Source organism: Streptomyces sp. NPDC003247, from assembly GCF_042888135.1.
In the GTDB taxonomy this organism is placed as follows: domain Bacteria; phylum Actinomycetota; class Actinomycetes; order Streptomycetales; family Streptomycetaceae; genus Streptomyces.
In genome coordinates, this window is the sequence record NZ_JBIAPF010000003.1 from 579,735 (window position 1) to 598,535 (window position 18,801).

Genomic DNA, 18,801 nt, shown 5'->3' on the forward strand with positions numbered 1-18,801 from the left:
CGTCAGGCCAGGCCGGCGGAGTTCAGCCAGGCCTTGGCGACGTCCAGCGGGTCCTTGCTCTCCAGCTGCACCTGGGAGTCCAGGTCCAGCAGGGTCTTGGTGTCCAGCTTGGCGGAGACCGCGTTCAGCGCGGCGACGCCCTCGTCGGAGAGACCGCTCTTGTAGACGAGCGGGGTCACGTTCGCGAAGCCGAAGAGGTTCTCCGGGTCCTGGAGGACGACGAACTTCTCCTTGGTGATGGTCGGGTCCGTGGTGAAGAGGTCCGCGGCCTGCACCGTGTTCTTCTTCAGCGCGGCCTGGGTCAGCGGGCCGCCGGCGTCGAGGGCCTTGAAGGACTTGAACGTCAGCCCGTACACCTCCTCCAGGCCGACCATGCCCTGCTGGCGGGTCTGGAACTCGGGGGAACCGCCGAGGACCAGCTCGGGGGCGGCGTCCTTCAGGTCGGCGAGCGTCGACTCCGCCGTCAGGTCGTACTTCTTCGCGGTCTCCTGGTTGACGGTGACGGAGTCCTTGTCCTCGGCGGGCGAGGACTCCAGCAGCGTCAGCTTGGGGTCGAGCTTGGCCTTGGCGGCGGCGTTGACGGCCTCCAGCGACGTCTGCTCGGCCTTCGCGTCGAGGTAGGCCAGCAGGGAGCCGTTGTACTCCGGCAGGACGGTGATGGAGCCGTTCTTGAGCAGGCCGTAGGTGGTCTCGCGGCTGCCGATGTTCGGCTTGTAGGACACCTTGATGCCCTTGGCCTTGAGGGCCTCGCCGTAGATGTCGGCGAGCAGGATGCTCTCGGCGAAGTTGTTGGAGCCGACGACGACGGTGCTGCCGTCGGCCTTCTCCTCGGCGAGCGGGTCGGACGTGTCGTCGGAGGAGGAACATCCCGCCAGCAGGACCGTCGTCGCGGCCAGCGCGACGGCCGCCGCACCGGGGTGGTTCCTGAGGGACCTGCTGCTGTGGGCGTTGGAAGTCACGGTTCCCGTTCCGGGCTCTGGAGGTCGATGGGCAAGTCTGTGGGGGAAGTCGGGGGATCTGTGGGGGGATTCTGCGGGAAGAAGGAGGGGGAGAAGTGGAAGCCGAGCCCCCTGACTCGATCCAATCCACCCTCTTCTCGATCAGTCAAGAGCGTTCGGGTCACCGAATGGCTTCGATTCATGGCCAGTTGTGGCCCGATCAGGCGGGGCTTCGTAATGGATTCTTGACGTCCGGCCACACCCCTTCGCACAGAGAAGCGATAGTGTCACGGACGTCGACGCCTGCCACAGCGGCGCGCACGCCTTGCACGACCCCATGAAGGAGGCCCGGTGTCCACGAACACGGTGGACGCGCCCGCCGGCTCGGCACCCCCGGCGTCCTCGGCACCCCCGGCTTCCTCGTCCGCCCGCCGAAGCCTGCGGGGTGTCACCGACCGGTGGCCCTTCCAGCGCAAGCTGAACGTCCTCGTCGGCGTTCCGCTGACGGTGATCGCCCTGCTGCTGAACTACCTCATCGTCGACCTGGGGCAGGAGTCCGAGCGCGCCAAGACGGCCGCCCAACTGGTGCGGGACAGCTCCCAGGTCGCCGAACTGGTCGCCGCGGTGCAGGCCGAACACCAGCAGGCCATCCTCCTGTCCGTACGGCACGAGGCGTCCTTCGACGGGGGCACGCCCTCCACCTCCGCCTACCGGGTCGCCCAGCTCGACGTCGACACCCAGATCCAGGAGGTGCGCGACACCTTCGGCGACCGGCTGCCGGCCGGTGAGGCGCAGGCCCTGAGGGAGATCGAGGGCCTCGCCGGTCTGCGGAGCACCATCGAGCAGGGCTACCTGCCCGCCGACAACATCGACCCGGCGTACGCGGGAGCCGCCGACGGCCTCATCGACGGCCTCGGCCTCGACCGCAACTCCGCGCTCGCCACCACCTTCACCGGCAACCTGCTCGACTCGCTGCTGCGCGCCGACGCCGCGCACGGCGCCTTCGAGACCGGCGTCTTCTCCGCGAACACCCGCGACAGCAACGCCCTCATCGAGTTCACCGGCGCGGTCGGCTCCCAGGAGGTGTACGCCTACCAGGCCGAGCGGTTCGCCCGGTTCGCGAGCGAGGCGCAGACCGACGAGTTCGGCGGCATCGAGCACAACACCGCGATGGCGACCATCAGCCAGAACTACGCCGAGATGGCCGTCGACCCCAGCGCGCTCCAGGCCGGCTCCAAGGCGCAGGTCCGCACGGCGCTGCGGCAGGTGCTGGACTCCTACCACCTCTACAACGAGCAGGCCGAGACCCGGCTGAAGGTCACCGGTTCGCTCATCCACCAGATCGCCGACCGCGCCGACGCCGCCGCGTCCGACGCACAGTGGCGCGCGGGCCTGCTGCTGGGCCTGGCGCTGCTCGGCTTCGTCGTCTGGATCGCCTTCGCGGTGCTGGTGCGCCGCTCGGTGATCCGGCCGGTGCGGGCCCTGACCGGCGCCGCGCAGGAGGTCGCCGACGTCGCCGGGCGCGAGCTCGCGCGGGTGGCGGACGACGACGCCGAGGAGGGCGGGCCGCCGCGGCTGCGCGAGCTGCCGGTCACCGCCGACGACGAGATCGGTGAGCTCGCCGAGGCCTTCAACAACGTCCAGACCACGGCGGCCGCGCTGCTGGAGCGCCAGGTGCTGAGCCGGCGCAACGTCGCCGAGATGTTCGGCAACGTCGGACGCCGCGTCAGCAACCTGACGTCACGTCAGCTGTCGTTGATCGACGCCGTGGAGCGCGGTGAGACCGACCCGGCGCTGCTCGAACGCCTCTACTCCATCGACCACATCGCGGTCCGGCTGCGCCGCAACGCCGACAGCCTGATGCTGCTGGCCGGCATCCGCGAGACCGTTCTCGACTCCGGCCCGGCCGCGCTCACCAACGTGGTGCGCGCCGCGCTCGGCCAGATCGAGGGCTTCCAGCGGGTACGGCTGCACGCCGGCACCGAGGCCATGGTGGAACCGGACATCATCGGCGACCTGACGCTGATGGTCGCCGAACTCCTGGAGAACGCGGTGTCGTTCTCCCCCGAGGGCAGCCCGGTCGAGGTGGGCGTCGACTCCGACGACGACGGGGCGACGGTCACCATCGCCGACCACGGCCTGGGCATGAGCGCCGAGCGCCTCGCCGAGGAGAACGCCCGCCTCGTCCGCCGTGAGCGCCTCGACCTCGTCCCGACGAAGGTGCTCGGCCTGTTCGTGGTCGGCGCCCTGGCCCGCCGCTGGGACATCGACGTCACCCTCTCCCGCACGCCCGGCGGCGGTGTGACGGTGGAGGTGGCGCTCCCGTCCCCGCTGCTGCTCACGCCGAGCGGAGCGGAGGCGACGCCCGCGGGGGTGACGGAGGCCGCCGCCTCCGCCGCGTCCGCCGTGGAGGCGACGGACGCGCAGGAGCCGTCCGCCTCCCTGTCCGCCCCCTCGTCCCCGTCCTCCTCCCCGTCCTCCTCCTCGTCCGCCGGACCGTCCCCGGCGCTCGCGGTGCCGCCCGCGTCGGCGGGCGACCGCGAACCGGGCGCCCTCCCCCGCCGGGTGCCCCGGCGCGAGGCGGCCGCGGCCGAGGAACCGCACCGGACGGCGACCGGCCCCACGGCCGGCCCCGGGCCCCACGCGGAGGAACCGCCGGTCCACGCCCGTACGGGTGCGGAACCGGGCGGGAGCGAGACCCAGGCCCGCCCCAAGACGGACACGGACGCGCCCGAGCCCGCGGCCCAAAGCCACGGCAGCCGGACCACTGCCCCCCGCGCGAAGGCCACGGAGGCCACGGAGGCCACGGAGGCAGCAGAAACCGCGGAGACCGCGGAGATTCCGGAGACCGCGAGGACCGCGGAGACCGCGGAGACCGCAGAAGCCACCGGGGCTGCCGGAGGCGCGGAGACCGCCAGGGCCGGAGAAGCCGCCCGGGGCGCGGAGGCCACCGGAGCCGGAGAAGCCGCCGAGGCGGCACAGGCCCTCAGGGCCGTAGAGGTCACCAGGGCCGCGGAGACCGCCAAGGCCGCACAAGCCCTCAGGGCCGCAGAGACCGTCGACGCCTCCGAGGCGCCCGCCGCCCGGCCGACGGCGGCCTCCCGCGCGGAATCCGCCGGAACCGGACGGCCCTCCGCCCAAGGCCTCGACACCGATGCCCTCGACACCGATGCCGTCGGCGGCGCGCGGCCGCTGCGGCGGCGTGTCCGGGGGGCCACGCTCCGGACGACCGCCGACGCGGCCGCGCAGCAGGCCGCGCGCCGCACCGTGCCCCTCGCCGACGCGGACGCCGTCCGCAGCGCGCTGGAGGAGTTCGAGGCGGCCGTCGAACGCGCCCACCGCGACACCGGCGGCGACACGGGGGAACGTCTCCGTCCCCCCGCCCCGCGCACCACCGAAGAGAACGACCGGGCGGCCGCCCCGAACGACCGGACCGCCTCGAACCACCGGCCCGTCCCGAACGGCCGGAACGACCACGCGGACCACCACCGCACCCCCGGGCACCACCAGAACCACACTCCGGAAGGAGCCGAGCAGTGAGCACGTCGACAGGTGAGACTCCCTCCGGAGCAGCCACTCCGACCGATCTGCGGGCCGCCGCAGCCGACTTCACCTGGCTGCTCAACCGTTTCGCCACCGAGACCGCGGGGGTGGTGGACGCCATCGCGGTGTCCTCCGACGGCCTGCTGATCGCCGTGTCGGAGCTGCGTGAGCCCGCCGACTCCGAGCGGCTGGCCGCGATCGTGTCCGGCATCACCAGCCTGGCGGCGGGCGCCTCCGGCAACTACGGCCTGGGCGGTCTGAACAAGGTCATCATCGACCTGGAGGGCGGCCATGTGCTGGTCTCCGCGATCGGCTCCGGCGCCGTGCTCGGCGTGGTCACCGACAAGGAGGCCAAGCTGGGCAACATCGCCTACGAGATGACGGTGTTCGCCAACCGCGCCGGCAGCGCGCTCAGCCCCCAGCTGGTCCTGGAGCTGAAGAACAGCGTCGGCGTCACCAGGTCGCGCTGACCGGCAGTCACCGCGAAGACCGCCGGTCCAGAGAGGAAGCGAACCACCGATGGCGGACGGCCGCATTCCGCGCGGCGCCGGCGAGGACGGCGTCGTACCCGTCGGCCCCGCCCCCGCCGTCCGGCCCTTCCTGGTCACGGCCGGCCGGGTGGCGGGCGCGGGCGCGGCGTCGTCCGGGCGGACCATGCCCGTCGAGACCCAGCTGGTGGCCACCACCACCGGGCTCGACGCCCTCGGCCTGCTCTCCTTCGAACAGCACGACATCGTCGCCGCCTGCCGGGTGCCGCAGTCGATCGCCGAGATCGCGGCCCGGCTGCGGCTGCACCTGAACGTGGTGCGGGTCCTCGCCGAGGACCTGCGCGCGGCGGGGCAGCTGTCGGTGCACGTGCCCGACTCCGGCGCCACCCACGACGCTTCCGTCCTGCGCAGGCTCATCGATGGCCTCCGCGCCATCCCCGACTCCCGGGGGGTACTCCGTGACTCCGACTGAACCGCTGGTCCGGCACACCGCCGGCCAGGTCTCCGTACGGCCGCCGCTGCCGGTGAAACTGGTGATCGCGGGCGGCTTCGGCGTGGGCAAGACCACCGCCGTCGGCGCGATCTCCGAGATCGAGCCGCTCACCACCGAGGCGGCCATCACCGAGGTCGCGGCGGGCGTCGACGACCTCAGCCACACCCCGCGCAAGACGACCACCACGGTCGCGATGGACTTCGGCTGCATCACCATCGACCCGACCCTGAAGCTGTACCTGTTCGGCACGCCCGGCCAGGAGCGGTTCGGGTTCATGTGGGACGACATCGTGGAGGGCGCGGTCGGCGGACTCGTCATCGTCGACACCCGCCGCCTCGACGACTGCTACGCCGCCGTCGACTACTTCGAGCACAAGGGGATCCCGTTCGCGGTCGCCGTCAACGCCTTCGACGGCCGCGTCGAGCACGCGCTGGAGGAGGTCCGCTGGGCCCTCGACGTCTCCGACGGCGTCCCCGTCCTGGTCTTCGACGCCCGCGAACGCGGCTCGGTCCGGGACGCCCTGCTGGTGGTCCTGGAACAGGCCCTGGCACGCACGGAGGGGTGACGGCCCGGGGGCGGGGGCCGAAGGCCGGGACCCGCCCGGAGGGGGGGCCGTATGGACGCCCCGCCCGGAGGGGAGGCCGTATGGACGCCGCGGGCCGTCCGGGGCCGGTCGCGCAGTTCCCCGCGCCCCTGGCGGGGCGCGTCCCCGCGTCCCTCACCTGGCCTGCCGGCCGGAAGGGGCCGGTGGCCGGGACCGAGGAGGGCCGGGGGCCGGGACCGGTGAAGGCCGGAGCCGGGACCGGTGAAGGCCGGAGCCGGGACCGGTGAAGGCCGGGGGCCGGGACCGAGGAAGGCCAGGGGCCGGGACCGAGGAAGGCCAGGGGCCCGGCCCGGAACGGCCGGAAGCCAGGCCCCTGAACGGCCGGGCCCAAGGGCCCGATGGGCCTACGGGGCCTGGGTCCCCCTCCGCACCCCCGGCGACACCGCGACCCGTCCGACGGCCCAGAACACCGCGAGCGTGACCAGGGCCAGGCCCGCGACCAAGGTGGCGCCTCCCACGACCTTCTCGTAGTCGCGTTGGTAGAGGCCGTCGACGATGTAGCGGCCGAGGCCGCCGAGGCTGACGTACGCGGCGATGGTGGCCGTGGAGACGATCTGGATGGCGCCGGAGCGCAGGCCGCTGAGGATCAGGGGGAGCGCGGCGGGGAGTTCGACCTGGAAGAGGATCCCGGCCTCGCTCATGCCCATGCCCCGCGCGGCGTCCACCGGGGAGGGGTCGACGGAGCGCATGCCCTCGTAGGTGGTGACCAGGATCGGCGGGACGGCGAGGACGACCAGCGGGGTCATCACGTTCACCAGGCCGAACCCCAGCAGCAGGGTCATGAGCACCAGCAGGCCGAACGTGGGCAGCGCCCGCCCGGCGGTGGCGATCAGGGCGAGGGCGTTGCCGCCGCGCCCGTAGTGGCCGGTGACGAGGCCGACCGGCAGGGCGATCGCGGCGGCGATGGCGAGGGCCTCCAGGGTGTACTGGATGTGCTCCCCCACGCGCGTGGGGATGCCGTCGTAGCCCTGCCAGTGGGAGCCGTCGCCGAGGAAGGCGCTGATGAAGTGGAGCAGGTTCACCGGACTGCGTCCTCCAGGGCTGCGGCGGCCGGGTCGGGCCGGCCGGCCTTCGGTGTCTCGCCCGCGTTCTGTGCCCGGCCCGAGTTCCGTTTCCGGCCCGCGTTCCGTGTCCGGCCCGCGCGGCGCGGCATCCACGGCGTCAGCAGCAGGCGTACGAGGACCAGCAGGCCGTCGGCGAGGATCGCGAGGAGGGCCATGCTGACCACGGCGTTCACCGCGAGTTCCGGCCGGTTGTAGATGTTGGCGTCGTTGATCAGGTTGCCGAGGGCGCCCTGGTTGCCGATGAGGGCGCCGATGCTGACCAGGCTGATGCTGGAGACGGTCGCCACCCGCAGCCCCGCGATGATCGCGGGCACCGCGATCGGCAGCTGGACCTGGACGTAACGGCGTACGGGCCCGAAGCCCAGGGCGGTGGCGGCGGCGAGGGTCTCCCGCGGCACCGAGCGGACGGCGTCGACGATCGCGGGGACCAGGACGACGAGGCTGTAGACGGTGAGCGGGATCATCACCGTGAGCTCGGTCTGGCCGGTGTAGTCGATGAGGAGGACGAAGAACGCCAGCGAGGGGACGGCGTACAGCACCGTCGTCACCCACAGCACCGGCGGGTACAGCCAGCGGAAGCGCACACAGAGCTGGGCCAGCGGCAGCGAGATCACGAGCCCGGCCAGCACCGGCAGCAGGGCCTCGCGCAGATGCAGTCCGACCAGGCCGGTCCAGCTGTGCTGGAGGTCGCTGGGGATGTCGAAGACGCGGTCCCAGTTCATCCGGCGGCCTTCGTGGTCCCGCCGGTCCGGCCGCCCTCCGCGTGGGCGCCGCGGATCGCCTCGGCGATGGCCTGCTGGGAGACGACCCCGGCGGCCCGGCCCTCGGCGTCCACGGCGACGGCCCAGCCGGTCGGCGAGAGCACGGCGCAGTCCAGCGCGGACCGCAGCGAGTCCGTACCGGCCGTGAACGGCCGCCCGTACGGCAGCAGCCGGCCGGCGTCGATGCTCCCGGCGGTCAGGTCGCGCGGCTCGCCCCAGCCGAGGGGCTTGCCGTCGACGCCGGTGACGAGGAGGTAGGGCACGTCGTCCGCGGCCCCCCGGGCGGCGATCTTCTCGGCGCTCGCGTCGATCGCGACGATCGGCGCGGTGAGCAGGGCGAGGCCGGCGGAGGAGAAGAAGGACAGCCGGCGGATACCGCGGTCGGCGCCGAGGAAGTCCTCGACGAACGCGTCGGCCGGGTCGGACAGCAGCTCGGCGGGCGGGGCGTACTGGGCGAGCCGGCCGCCGGTGCGCAGGACGGCGACCATCGTGCCGAGCTTGACGGCCTCGTCGATGTCGTGGGTGACGAAGACGATGGTCTTGCCCAGCTCGTCCTGGATGCGCAGGAGTTCGTCCTGGAGTCCCTTGCGGACGACGGGGTCGACGGCCGAGAACGGCTCGTCCATCAGCAGCACCGGCGGGTCGGCGGCGAGTGCCCGCGCCACGCCGACGCGCTGCTGCTGTCCGCCGGAGAGCTGGTAGGGGTAGCGGCGGGCGAGCGAGGCGTCGAGTCCCACCCGCTCCATCAGCTCCCGCGCCCGGAACCGGGCCTTGTCCTTGCTCCAGCCGAGCAGCCGCGGCACGGTGGCGATGTTGTCGACGATCGTGCGGTGCTGGAAGAGCCCGGCGTTCTGGATGACGTATCCCATGGAGCGGCGCAGGGTGTCGACCGGCTGCTGCTGGATGTCCTGGCCGTCGATCAGGATGCGGCCCCCGCTGGGCTCGACCATCCGGTTGATCATCCGCAGGGTCGTCGTCTTGCCGCATCCGGAGGGCCCGACGAGGACGGTGATCGAACGGTCCGGGATGTCCAGGGAGAGGTGGTCGACCGCCACCGTGCCGTCCGGATACCGCTTGGTGACTGAATCTATCCGTATCAAAACGCCGAATACCCTTCGGGTCTGGCAAGTTCCGCCCGTTCTCGACCGGGTGAGGTCGGGCCGTTGCGGGGAGAGTCTAGACCTCTTGTGTTGCGGGGGTTTTGACGAGCCCGACCCGCCCCCTCTGTGACCCGCCTGTGAGTTCGCTGGTTCTCACCCTCCCCTCAGAGCCGGCTCAGGGATCCCCCAGACGCGGCACCGATCGTCACTGCCATGGGGGTGCGCGGACGCGGGAGGCGTCCGGTTCCTCGCCCTCCGTCCCGCCCGATCCCCTATTCCCTCCTGCCCGATTCCTTCCTCCCTCCGTCCTGCCCGGCCCGGGCGAACGCCTGTTTGGAGTACGCGCCATGACGACCCTCGCCCCGCCGCCCGCCCCCGCCCGGGAGGACGGTGCCCCGCACCGGGCCGGACCGCCCGCCGCCCGCGGACTCGCGGCCCGTACGCGCCGGCTGCTCACCGGCGCCCCGGACGACCCGCGCTGGGCCCGCCCCGCCCTGTGGGCGATTCTGGTACTGGCCACGGCCCTGTACGCCTGGAACCTGACCTCCGTCACCGGCAACTCCTTCTACAACGCCGCCGTCTACAGCGGCACCAAGAGCTGGAAGGCGTTCTTCTTCGGCGCGTTGGACGCGGGCAGCTTCATCACCGTCGACAAACCCCCCTTCGCGCTGTGGGTGATGGGCCTGTCGGCCCGTGTGTTCGGTTACGGCACCTGGCAGTTGGCGCTGCCCATGGTCGCGGCCGGCGTGGGCTCGGTGGCGCTGCTGCACCGGATGGTGAAGCGGGACTTCGGCCCGGTCGCGGCGACGGTCGCCGCCCTGGCGCTCACCCTCACGCCCATCACGGTGGCCATCACCCGGGACACCAACCCCGACCCCGTCCTGGTCCTCCTCATGCTGCTCGGCGCGGCGGCCCTGCTGAAGGCCGTGCGCACCGGGAAGACGGCGCCGCTGGTGTGGTCGGGCGTCGCGATCGGCTTCGCGTTCAACACGAAGATGATGCAGGCCTACGTCGTGCTGCCCGCGTTCTTCCTGGTGTACCTGTGGGCGGCACGGGCCCCGCTGGGCCGGCGGATCCGCAACCTCGCCGCCGGCACGCTCGCCCTGGTCGTCTCCAGCGCCTGGTGGATGGTGGTCGTCGACCTGATCCCGGCGTCGTCCCGCCCCTACATCGGCGGCTCCACCGACAACACGGTCTGGGACCTGGTCGTCGGCTACAACGGCCTCGGCCGGATCTTCGGGGCGAGTTCGTCGGCGGGCTCGCAGGGCAACGGCGCGAGCTTCGGCGGCGAGGCGGGCCTGTACCGGATGTTCAACGAGACGATGGGCGGCCAGATCTCCTGGCTGATCCCGTTCGCCGCGGTCGCCCTGATCGGCGGCCTGGTGCTGCGCGGGCGCGCCCCGCGCACCGACGCCCGGCGGGCGGCCCTGCTGCTCTGGGGCGGCTGGTTCGTGCTGCACTACCTGACGTTCTCGCTCGCCGAGGGCACCTTCCACCCGTACTACGTGACCGCCATGGCCCCGGGCATCGCGGCGCTGGCCGGTATCGGAGCGGTGATGCTGTTCCGGGCCTTCCGCGAGGGCTCGGCGGCGCGGTGGGGATGGGTGCTGCCGGCGGCGGTCGCGGCGAGCACCGTCTGGGCGGTCGTCCTGCTCCAGCGGGTCTCCGGCTCGGGGACGGCGTACACGGTCGCCGAGGTCGTGGCCGGGGTCGCGGGCGCGGCCGCGGTGATCGGGCTGCTGGTCGGACGGTTCGCCCGGCGGCGCCGGCTGACGGTGGTCGCCGCCCTCGCGGCGGTCGTGGCCCTGCTGGCCGGTCCGGCCGCGTACGCGGTGTCCGCGGCCGCCTCCACCCCCAACGGCACCAACCCTACGGCCGGCCCCACCACCGGTGGCGGTATGGGCGGCACGGGCGGCGGGGCCGGCGGCCAGCGCCCGGGCGGCGAGGCGCCGACGGGCACCGGCACCGGCACCGGCGACGGGCAGCAGCCGGGGCAGCCCCCGTCGGGCGGCGCCGGTCCTTCCTCCGGTACGGAGGCAGGGTCCACCGGCGAGACCGGATCGACCGGCGAGTCCGGGTCCACGGACGAGTCCGGGTCCACCGCCGGGGCCGGATCCCCCGGCGGGAGCACGGGCGGCGGCATGGGCGCCGGGACGGGCGGCGGCAGCCAGGTGTCGTCCGCGATGATCACGTACCTGAAGAAGCACCAGGACGGCGCCACCTGGCTCGTGGCGGTCACCACCGACCAGACCGCGGCCTCGGTCATCCTGGAGTCCGGCGAGCCCGTGATCTCCATGGGCGGCTGGTCGGGCACCGACGAGGCCATGACCCTCGCCAAGCTCAAGAGCCTGGTGAAGGCGGGCAAGCTGCACTACGTCGTGGTCGGCGACAGCGGCCGGAGCTCCGCGAGCAGCGAGATCACGGCCTGGGTGAAGAAGCACGGCACCGCCGTGAGCGACTACAGCGGGCTGTACCGGCTGGACGCCTCCGACGCCGGCTGAGGACGCGCCTGCGGAAAAGGGGCGGTACGGCATCCCGTACCGCCCCTTTCAGCGGTGCCGCCGGGGACACACCCAGGCGACCACGGCCGCGCCCGACCCCGGCGGCCACAGGGTCACCGCCGGCACCCGAGCAACCCCAGGGCCACCGTCAGCACCCGAGCAACCCCAGGGCCACCGTCAGCACCCGAGCACCCCCAGGGCCACCGCCGACACCCCGACCACAGGGTCACCGCCGGCGCCCCCGGCACCGGTGCTCACGCGGCGGCGGCCCCCACCCCCGCCGCCGGGAACCCCGGCGTCCGCAGGACCCGCCGCCCCGCGTCGACCGCGAAGAGCTGGCAGCCCTCCTGCCCGGCCGCCCACTCGACGCCCTCCGCGCCCAGCGAGAAGGCGGCGGTCGCCACCGCGTCCGCCACCGTCAGCGTCGGCGCGACGACCGTGACGCTGAGCAGTCCGGTCGCCGGCGCTCCCGTGCGCCCGTCGAGGATGTGGTCGCCGCGCTCGTAGCGCGCGGAGGTCGCGACCGCGCCGTCCGTCAGCTCCAGTACCGTGCAGAGCCGGTCGGCGGTCTCGGGGTGGCGTACGCCGATCCGCCACGGGCCGCCCGCGACGACCACGTCGCCGCCGGCGTTGAGGCAGAAGCGGCGTACTCCGGCCGCGGTCAGCAGCTCCGCCGCCCGCTGCACCGACCAGCCCTTGACGACGGCGCAGGGGTCGAAGCCCCGGCCGGGCAGCCGGGCGTCGAAGGCGCCGCCGGTCGCCGCCCGGTACCCCTCGCACAGGCCGATCACCTCGGCCAGGTCGGCGCTGATCCGGGCGGCCGGCAGCTCGCCCCGGCCGTACCGGGACACCTCGCTGCCGGGCTTGAACGGGCTGAACCGTTCGTCGACCTCCCGCAGCCAGCCGAAGACGGCGTCCGCCGGGCCGTCGTGGTCCCCCTCGTCGTCGATGCGCAGGGAGACCGGGAAGCCCATGACGTGTTCCACGCGGTGCACGTCAGGCGCCCTTCGCGTCGATCGCGGCCTGGAGGGACTCGCGGTAGCCGTCGCTGGTGACGGTCGCGCCGGACACCGTGTCGACGTCCGCGCTCTGCGCCTGGAGCGTCTCCTCGATCAGCGTCGGCACCGCGGCCGCCGTCTGCGGGTGGTTGGGCTGCTTCAGCATCCGCACCGCGGTGATCGTGTCGCCCTCGAAGGTCACCTCGACCTGCACGTCGCCCTTCTCGGTGGCGACGGTGGATCCCGCCACGACCTGGGAGGCGTCGGCCTCCGGGGCGGAGGCGGACGGGGACGCCGAGGCCGACGCCGCCTGCGCGTCGATCGCGGCCTGGAGGGACTCGCGGTAGCCGTCGCTGGTGACGGTCGCGCCGGACACCGTGTCGACGTCCGCGCTCTGCGCCTGGAGCGTCTCCTCGATCAGCGTCGGCACCGCGGCCGCCGTCTGCGGGTGGTCCGGCTGCTTCAGCATCCGCACCGCGGTGATCGTGTCACCGTCGAAGGTCACCTCGACCTGCACGTCGCCCTTCTCGGTGGCGACGGTCGTGCCCTTGACGACCAGCCCCGAGGAGCCGGACGCGGGGGCCGTGGAGGACGCCGCGGGTGCCGACGCCGGTGCCTCGGCCGCCGACGTGCTGGTGGACGGCTCGTAGCGCCACACCGGGACGAGGCCGGCCACGGACAGGACCAGGACAGGTAGTGCTCGCTTCACGTTCTTCCTCGTCTCCGTCATCCCGCCAGGCTGAAGCGCTCGAAATGGATCTGTTGCCGGGGCACGTCCAGCGCGCGCAGGCTGCCCAGGACCGCGTTCATCATCGGCGGCGGGCCGCACAGGAAGACGTCGCGGTCGGCGATGTCCGGCACCAGCCGGGCCAGCTCGGCCGGGGCCAGCCGGTCGGGGACGGGCGGGCCGGTCACCAGGTGCAGCTCGGCGCCCTTGGCGTGGGCGAGGTCGCGCAGTTCGTCGTAGAGGACCGCGTCCCGGTCGCTGCCCACGCGGTAGACGACGACGGCGTGCCCGTGCAGCTCCTCCAGCAGGGCCCGGATGGGGGTGACGCCGACGCCGCCGGCGACCAGCACGGCCTCCGGGCGGGTCCGGTGCATCGCGGTGAAGGCGCCGTAGGGGCCCTCGGCGAAGACGCGGGTGCCGGGCTTCAGGTGGCGCAGGCCGGCCGAGCCGTCGCCGGCGGCCTTGGCGGTCAAACGCAGGGTGCGGCCGTCGGGCGCGGCCGACAGGGAGAACGGGTTCGCCTGCCACCAGCGGTCCCGGGTGAGGAACCGCCACAGGAAGAACTGGCCCGCGCGGGCCGGCAGCAGGTCCAGGTCACGGCCGGTGATGTACACGGAGACCACGGTGTCGGACTCGGCCACGACCCTCTCGACGCGCAGCCGGTGGCGCCGGTTGCGCCACAGCGGCAGCCCCACCCGGCCCACGAGGACGGACCCCAGGGCGACGGCCCACAGGGTGTACCAGTAGCCGGTGGCGGCGGGCGAGGAGGTGAAGGTGGTGCCGACGGCGACCTGGTGGGTGAAGGCCAGCACCACGGCGACGTACGTGTACAGGTGGATGAAGTGCCAGGTCTCGTAGGCCAGCCGGCGCCGGGCCCAGCGGGCGGAGACGGCGCCGATCACCAGGATCAGCCCCAGCGCGACGACCGCGCGGAACACGCCCTCGACGGTCTCGGCGAGGTCGACGAGCTGGCTCACCGGGTCCAGGGAGGACGACCGGGCGTAGCCGAAGGTGATGAACACCACGTGCCCGACCAGCGTCCACAGCAGGCCGAAGCCGGTCCAGCGGTGCCAGTTGGTCAGCCGGTCCATGCCGATACGGCGGTCCAGCCAGGGCAGCCGGGCCACCAGCAGCAGCTGGAAGGCCATCAGCAGGGCGGCGTAGAGGCCGGTGAAGCGGCCCAGCACCACCAGGGCGTTGGAGGCGAAGCCCGCCTGTACGGCGAAGAGCGTCACGACGGCCGCGTTCGCGGCCAGCACGGCGTACAGGCCGGTGCGGGCCACGACTTTGGGACGTATCGCCGTGGGGGGTACGGGAGGCGACTGCACGGTCGTCACGGACGGGAACTCCTTGATCTGCTCCTAGGACGATCTGGTCCTAGGACACAGAGCTTCGCCGCCCGGAGCTGTCGATTACCTGTCGTACAACTTTCAAGTGGGTATCGATCGCCCTCCGCGCCGCACCGGGGTCTGGTGCGCGGGGGCGGGTGGCGCAGTATGTGCGGGTGGAAAAAGTACGACTGCTGGTGGTGGACGACGACCCGCCGATCGCCGATCTCGTGGCGACGGTCGCCCGCTACGAGGGCTGGGAAGCGGTCACCGCGAACTCGGGCGAGGAGGCGCTGCGCCGCGCCGCCGAGTTCCGGCCGGACATCGTGGTGCTCGACCTGATGCTGCCCGACGTCGACGGCTTCGGCGTCCTGGACCGGCTGCGCCGCTCCGGGACGATGGTGCCGGTGGTCTTCCTCACCGCCCGGGACGGGGTCGCCGACCGGGTCGCGGGCCTGACCCGGGGCGGCGACGACTACCTGGTGAAGCCGTTCGCGGTCGAGGAGCTGATGGCCCGGCTGCGCACCGTGCTGCGGCGCAGCGCGGGCCCCGCCTTCCAGCGGTCGGTCCTGCGGGTCGGCGACCTGACCATGGACGAGGACACCCGTGAGGTGCGGCGCGGCGAGAGCCTGCTGACGCTCACCCCGACCGAGTACGAGGTGCTGCGCTACCTGATGCGCAAGTCGCCGACCGTGCTCACCAAGGCGCAGATCCTCGACCACGTGTGGGAGTACGGCTTCGGCGGCCGCTCCAACGTCGTCGAGCTGGTCGTCAGCCGGCTGCGCCGCAAGCTGGACGCGACGGGCGCGCCGATGATCCACACCGTGCGCGGGTTCGGATACGTCGTCCGGCGGGCGGCGGAGTGATCGGGCGGTTCCGGCAGACGTACCGCCGGCTCCGGCTCGGCACCCGCCTCGCCCTCGCCCTCGGCGTGCTGTCGCTGGTGGTCTTCGCGGTCGTCGGCACGGCCCTGACGACGTACATGCGCGACTACCTGTCGCAGCAGCTCAACGAGCAGCTCCGGATCGCCCAGCTCGCCCAGTCCAAGAGCATCGCGACCTACGGCACGCTGGAGGGCAAGAAGTACTACCGCTGGTACTACGCCGTGTACGACGTGTCGGACGGCACGCCCGTGCTCCGCGCGCCCGAGGACGCCGCCGACGTGCCCGCGGACGTCGAGGACCTCACCGCGGCGGCCCGCGCGCGGGCCGCCGGGGAGTCGGAGGTGCTGCGCACCGAGTACCTGGACGGCGAGGGCCTGTACCGGCTGCGCGCCTGCGAGGTCGAGCCCGGCGTGATCCTGGTGAGCGGCGCGCCCATGGACGACATCGAGGACACCGTCCAGCACCTGATCACGATCCAGGTCGTCACCTTCGCGCTCGCGCTGCTGACCCTCGTGGTGGTCGGCCGGGCCCTGCTGCGGCGCGGGCTGAAGCCGCTGAGCGACATGGCGCACACCGCGCACGGCATCGCCTCGCACGACCTCACCGAGACGGCGGCCCGGCTGCCGCTGCGCGCCGACCGGGCCGGCGGCGGGCCCGAGGTGGAGGAGCTGCGCACCGCGTTCAACACCATGCTGGAGCACATCGACGACTCCCTAGCGGTCCGCGCCCGGGCCGAGCAGCGGCTGCGCCGCTTCGTCGCGGACGCCTCGCACGAACTGCGCACCCCGCTGATGTCGGTGCGCGGCTACGCGGACCTCTTCCAGTACGCGGCCGCCAACGCGCCCGAGGAGCGCGACCGGCACCTGGCGCGGCTGCGCGCGGAGGCCGCGCGCATGGGCGTCCTCCTCGACGACCTGCTGATGCTGGCCCGGCTGGACGCGGCGGAGGTCGACACACCGCTGCGGCGGGAGGACACCGACCTGGTGGAGCTGGTCGAGCAGGCGGCCGACGCCTTCCTGGCGAGCCACCCGAACCACCCGCTGACGGTGGCGCCGGGCCCGTCGGCGGTACGGCTGTGCCTGGACCCCCAGCGCGTCCGGCAGGTCCTGGACAACCTCCTCACCAACGCGGCCGTGCACACCCCGGCCGGCACCCCGGTCTCCGTCGCGGTGTCCGCCACCCGGGACGCGGCACGGGTCGGCGTCAGCGACCAGGGCCCCGGCATCCCGGCCGGCGACCGGGAGCGGGTCTTCGACCGCTTCTACCGCGTCGACAAGGCCCGCAGCCGCGACCGCGGCGGCAGCGGCCTCGGCCTGGCGGTGGCCCGCGCCCTCGTCGAGGCCCACGGCGGCACCCTCGACCTGGACGACGCCCCGGGCCGCACGGTCTTCGCCCTGACACTGCCCCTGCGACCGCCCGGCGACGGCTGACGCCGACGGCCGTACGACAGCTCACGGCTGACGGCTCACGGCTGGCAGCGGGCAGCGCCGCCGGACGGGATCTCGGGCGGCGTCGACCGGACGGTGCCGGGAGCGGGATGAGCGGCGGGCGCCCCGGGCAGAACTCCCACAGCCCTACGCACCGCACCACACCGCGCCACATCATCGCCCCACCCCACCCCACCCCACACCGCACCGCACCGCACCGCAGTCGCCCCTCCGCCCTCGCACCGTCGGCTCCCGGACACCGCACCGTCACGCCGGAGGGGAATCTCCTCCCCCGCCCCTTCCCTGCCCAGGGCCCTATTCCGTCACCCCGGCGTCCGCGGAGGTGACGCGGAAGGACGACGTGCGCCGTGTCCCTGCTGCCGCTCGACGGTCCCGCCTCCCCGCTCCCCCGCGCGGACGACCGCCACCCCGAGGACTCCCCGACCGCCCCCGCGCCCCTCACGGCCTCCGCGGCCTCCGCGGCCTCCGCCGACCGTGTGGCCGGTTCGTCCGTCCGCCGCGTCCTGATGCTGTTCCCGGTCCTGCTGCTGGGGATCTGGGCGGCGATCGACTGGCGTGCCGTGCGCGACGGCACCGCCCGCCTCGCCACCGCCGACCCCTGGTGGCTGCTGGCCGGGCTGGTGTTCACCTGCCTCGGCTGGGTCGCCGCCGCCTGTGTCCGCCAGGGCGCGGTCCCCGACCGGCTGCCCAAGGGCCTGCTGCTGGCCTCCCAGGTCGCCGCGGGCGCCGCGAACCACCTCCTCCCGGCGAGCATCGGCGCCCACGCGGTCACCGTCCGCTTCCTGCTGCGCCAGGGCGTCCCGCTCCCCCGGGCCACCGCCTCGATCGCGCTGTACTCCCTGGTCAGAGCGGTGGCGAAGACACCCTTACTGCTCGTCTTCGTCCTGGCCGCCCCGGCCGCGGTGCCGCCGTCCGCGCTCCTCCCGCGGGGACGGACGCTGGTCCTGGCGGTCGTGGGCCTGCTCCTCGCCCCCGCGGCGGCCGCGGCGCTCCTGGTCCTGGTCCGCGCCTGGCGCGGCCCGGCCCTGGCGTTCGTCCGTACGGCGCTCACCGACGCCCGTCACCTGCACACCCGCCCGGGCCGGTGCCTGCCCCTGTGGTGCGGGGCGATGGCGGCACCGCTGCTCCAGGCCTGCGTGGTCGCCTCGGTCGGCTCGGCGCTCGGCGTCCCGCTGTCGTGGCCGCAACTGGTGTTCGCGTTCCTCGCCGCGAGCACCGCGGCGGGCGCCGTCCCGGCCCCGGGCGGCATCGGCCCGGTCGACGCGGCCCTGGTCCTCACCCTGGCCGGCTACGGCACCCCCCTCGCCCTGGCCACGGCCACGGTCATCGGCTACCGCGCCCTGACCGTCTGGCTGCCCCTGCTGCCCGGGATGCTGGTGCTGTCGGCGCTGGTCCAGCGGAAGGCACTGTGAGACGGGGAACGGCAGCTGGCCCGCCCGGCGGGAGGACGACGGGCGGAGCCGGGGCGGGCCGGCTCCGCCCGGGGGTCGGTTCCCGGTGGGCGTCAGTTCCCGTCGGGCGTCAGGCGCAGGGAGACGCTGTTGATGCAGTAGCGCTGGTCCGTCGGGGTCGGGTAGCCCTCGCCCTCGAAGACGTGCCCGAGGTGCGAGCCGCACCGCGCGCACCGCACCTCGGTCCGCCGCATGCCGTGCGAGCGGTCCTCCAGCAGCTCCACCGCGTCGCTGTCCTTCGGGTCGAAGAACGACGGCCAGCCGCAGTGGGAGTCGAACTTGGTGTCGGAGGTGAACAGTTCGGCGCCGCAGGCCCGGCAGGAGTAGACGCCCCGCGTCTTGGTGTCGGTGTACTCACCGGTGAAGGCGGGCTCGGTCCCCGCCTGGCGCAGCACGGCGTACTCCGCCGGGGTGAGCTCCGCCCGCCACTGCTCGTCGGGCTTTTCGACGTCGTACGACATGAAGGCCAACCC

Annotated in this window: 16 protein-coding genes; 8 read left to right on the forward strand and 8 right to left on the reverse strand. The window is 73.5% G+C overall.

Annotated elements, in window-relative coordinates:
• Positions 1–2: 2 nt before the first annotated feature.
• Positions 3–959 carry an ABC transporter substrate-binding protein gene (locus tag ACFYWQ_RS11980; RefSeq protein WP_389515317.1) on the reverse strand — a complete coding sequence of 319 codons (957 nt, stop codon included), beginning with the start codon at positions 957–959 and terminating at the stop codon, positions 3–5.
• Between the two features lie 330 nt (positions 960–1,289).
• Here ACFYWQ_RS11980 and ACFYWQ_RS11985 point away from each other — a divergent pair, with 330 nt between their 5' ends.
• From ACFYWQ_RS11985 to ACFYWQ_RS12000, 4 genes are read left to right on the forward strand one after another with little or no spacing between them, the layout of a single operon-like run.
• Entirely contained in the window at positions 1,290–4,478 is a 3,189-nt protein-coding gene (locus ACFYWQ_RS11985) for an ATP-binding protein (RefSeq protein WP_389515319.1), read from the forward strand.
• On the forward strand, positions 4,475–4,951 hold the full coding sequence (locus ACFYWQ_RS11990) for a roadblock/LC7 domain-containing protein (RefSeq protein WP_389515320.1): 477 nt from the start codon (positions 4,475–4,477) through the stop codon (positions 4,949–4,951). The genes ACFYWQ_RS11985 and ACFYWQ_RS11990 overlap by 4 nt, the downstream gene beginning before the upstream one ends.
• Before the next feature lie 49 nt (positions 4,952–5,000).
• The gene (locus tag ACFYWQ_RS11995; RefSeq protein ID WP_389515322.1) at positions 5,001–5,441 is read left to right on the forward strand and encodes a DUF742 domain-containing protein; all 441 of its coding nucleotides are present in this window, start codon (positions 5,001–5,003) and stop codon (positions 5,439–5,441) included.
• Complete coding sequence (locus tag ACFYWQ_RS12000) at positions 5,428–6,027, forward strand: ATP/GTP-binding protein (protein WP_389515323.1); 600 nt, start codon at positions 5,428–5,430, stop codon at positions 6,025–6,027. Before ACFYWQ_RS11995 ends, ACFYWQ_RS12000 begins: the two co-directional genes overlap by 14 nt.
• 383 nt (positions 6,028–6,410) lie before the next feature.
• Here ACFYWQ_RS12000 and ACFYWQ_RS12005 read toward each other — a convergent pair whose 3' ends face one another.
• The 3 genes from ACFYWQ_RS12005 to ACFYWQ_RS12015 are packed head-to-tail and all read right to left on the reverse strand — an operon-like array spanning position 6,411 to position 8,991.
• A complete protein-coding gene (locus tag ACFYWQ_RS12005; RefSeq protein ID WP_389515325.1) occupies positions 6,411–7,088 on the reverse strand; it encodes an ABC transporter permease in 678 nt (225 codons plus the stop codon).
• Positions 7,085–7,852, reverse strand: coding sequence for an ABC transporter permease (locus ACFYWQ_RS12010; protein WP_389515327.1), 768 nt, complete (start codon positions 7,850–7,852; stop codon positions 7,085–7,087). The genes ACFYWQ_RS12005 and ACFYWQ_RS12010 overlap by 4 nt, the downstream gene beginning before the upstream one ends.
• Positions 7,849–8,991, reverse strand: a complete 1,143-nt coding sequence (locus ACFYWQ_RS12015; protein WP_389515329.1) for an ABC transporter ATP-binding protein — start codon at positions 8,989–8,991, stop codon at positions 7,849–7,851. Before ACFYWQ_RS12015 ends, ACFYWQ_RS12010 begins: the two co-directional genes overlap by 4 nt.
• Positions 8,992–9,338: 347 nt before the next feature.
• Here ACFYWQ_RS12015 and ACFYWQ_RS12020 point away from each other — a divergent pair, with 347 nt between their 5' ends.
• Positions 9,339–11,492: an ArnT family glycosyltransferase gene (locus ACFYWQ_RS12020; protein ID WP_389515331.1), complete on the forward strand. Its 2,154-nt coding sequence runs from the start codon at positions 9,339–9,341 to the stop codon at positions 11,490–11,492.
• Between the two features lie 254 nt (positions 11,493–11,746).
• Here the strand turns inward: ACFYWQ_RS12020 and ACFYWQ_RS12025 are convergent, their stop codons facing one another.
• From ACFYWQ_RS12025 to ACFYWQ_RS12035, 3 genes are read right to left on the reverse strand one after another with little or no spacing between them, the layout of a single operon-like run.
• Entirely contained in the window at positions 11,747–12,487 is a 741-nt protein-coding gene (locus ACFYWQ_RS12025; RefSeq protein WP_389515333.1) for an FAD:protein FMN transferase, read from the reverse strand.
• A 1-nt stretch (position 12,488) separates the two neighbouring features.
• A complete protein-coding gene (locus tag ACFYWQ_RS12030; protein WP_389515941.1) occupies positions 12,489–13,199 on the reverse strand; it encodes an FMN-binding protein in 711 nt (236 codons plus the stop codon).
• Between the two features lie 17 nt (positions 13,200–13,216).
• On the reverse strand, positions 13,217–14,554 hold the full coding sequence (locus ACFYWQ_RS12035) for a ferric reductase-like transmembrane domain-containing protein (RefSeq protein ID WP_389515336.1): 1,338 nt from the start codon (positions 14,552–14,554) through the stop codon (positions 13,217–13,219).
• A gap of 167 nt (positions 14,555–14,721) precedes the next feature.
• On the opposite strand from ACFYWQ_RS12035, the gene ACFYWQ_RS12040 reads away from it, so the two are divergent.
• The 3 genes from ACFYWQ_RS12040 to ACFYWQ_RS12050 all read left to right on the forward strand — a co-directional run bounded on the left by ACFYWQ_RS12040 (position 14,722) and on the right by ACFYWQ_RS12050 (position 18,289).
• A complete protein-coding gene (locus ACFYWQ_RS12040; RefSeq protein ID WP_389515338.1) occupies positions 14,722–15,411 on the forward strand; it encodes a response regulator transcription factor in 690 nt (229 codons plus the stop codon).
• Entirely contained in the window at positions 15,408–16,859 is a 1,452-nt protein-coding gene (locus ACFYWQ_RS12045; RefSeq protein WP_389515340.1) for a sensor histidine kinase, read from the forward strand. Before ACFYWQ_RS12040 ends, ACFYWQ_RS12045 begins: the two co-directional genes overlap by 4 nt.
• A gap of 365 nt (positions 16,860–17,224) precedes the next feature.
• The gene (locus ACFYWQ_RS12050; RefSeq protein WP_389515342.1) at positions 17,225–18,289 is read left to right on the forward strand and encodes a YbhN family protein; all 1,065 of its coding nucleotides are present in this window, start codon (positions 17,225–17,227) and stop codon (positions 18,287–18,289) included.
• Between the two features lie 92 nt (positions 18,290–18,381).
• Here the strand turns inward: ACFYWQ_RS12050 and msrB are convergent, their stop codons facing one another.
• Complete coding sequence (gene msrB / locus ACFYWQ_RS12055; RefSeq protein WP_389515344.1) at positions 18,382–18,789, reverse strand: peptide-methionine (R)-S-oxide reductase MsrB; 408 nt, start codon at positions 18,787–18,789, stop codon at positions 18,382–18,384.
• Positions 18,790–18,801: the final 12 nt, after the last annotated feature.

Coding starts and splice junctions, on each gene's coding strand:
- ACFYWQ_RS11995 (WP_389515322.1), top strand. CDS start 5,001: ATGGCGGACGGCCGCATTCCGCGCGGCGCCGGCGAGGACGGCGTCGTA.
- ACFYWQ_RS12010 (WP_389515327.1), bottom strand. CDS start 7,852: ATGAACTGGGACCGCGTCTTCGACATCCCCAGCGACCTCCAGCACAGC.
- ACFYWQ_RS12020 (WP_389515331.1), top strand. CDS start 9,339: ATGACGACCCTCGCCCCGCCGCCCGCCCCCGCCCGGGAGGACGGTGCC.
- msrB (WP_389515344.1), bottom strand. CDS start 18,789: ATGTCGTACGACGTCGAAAAGCCCGACGAGCAGTGGCGGGCGGAGCTC.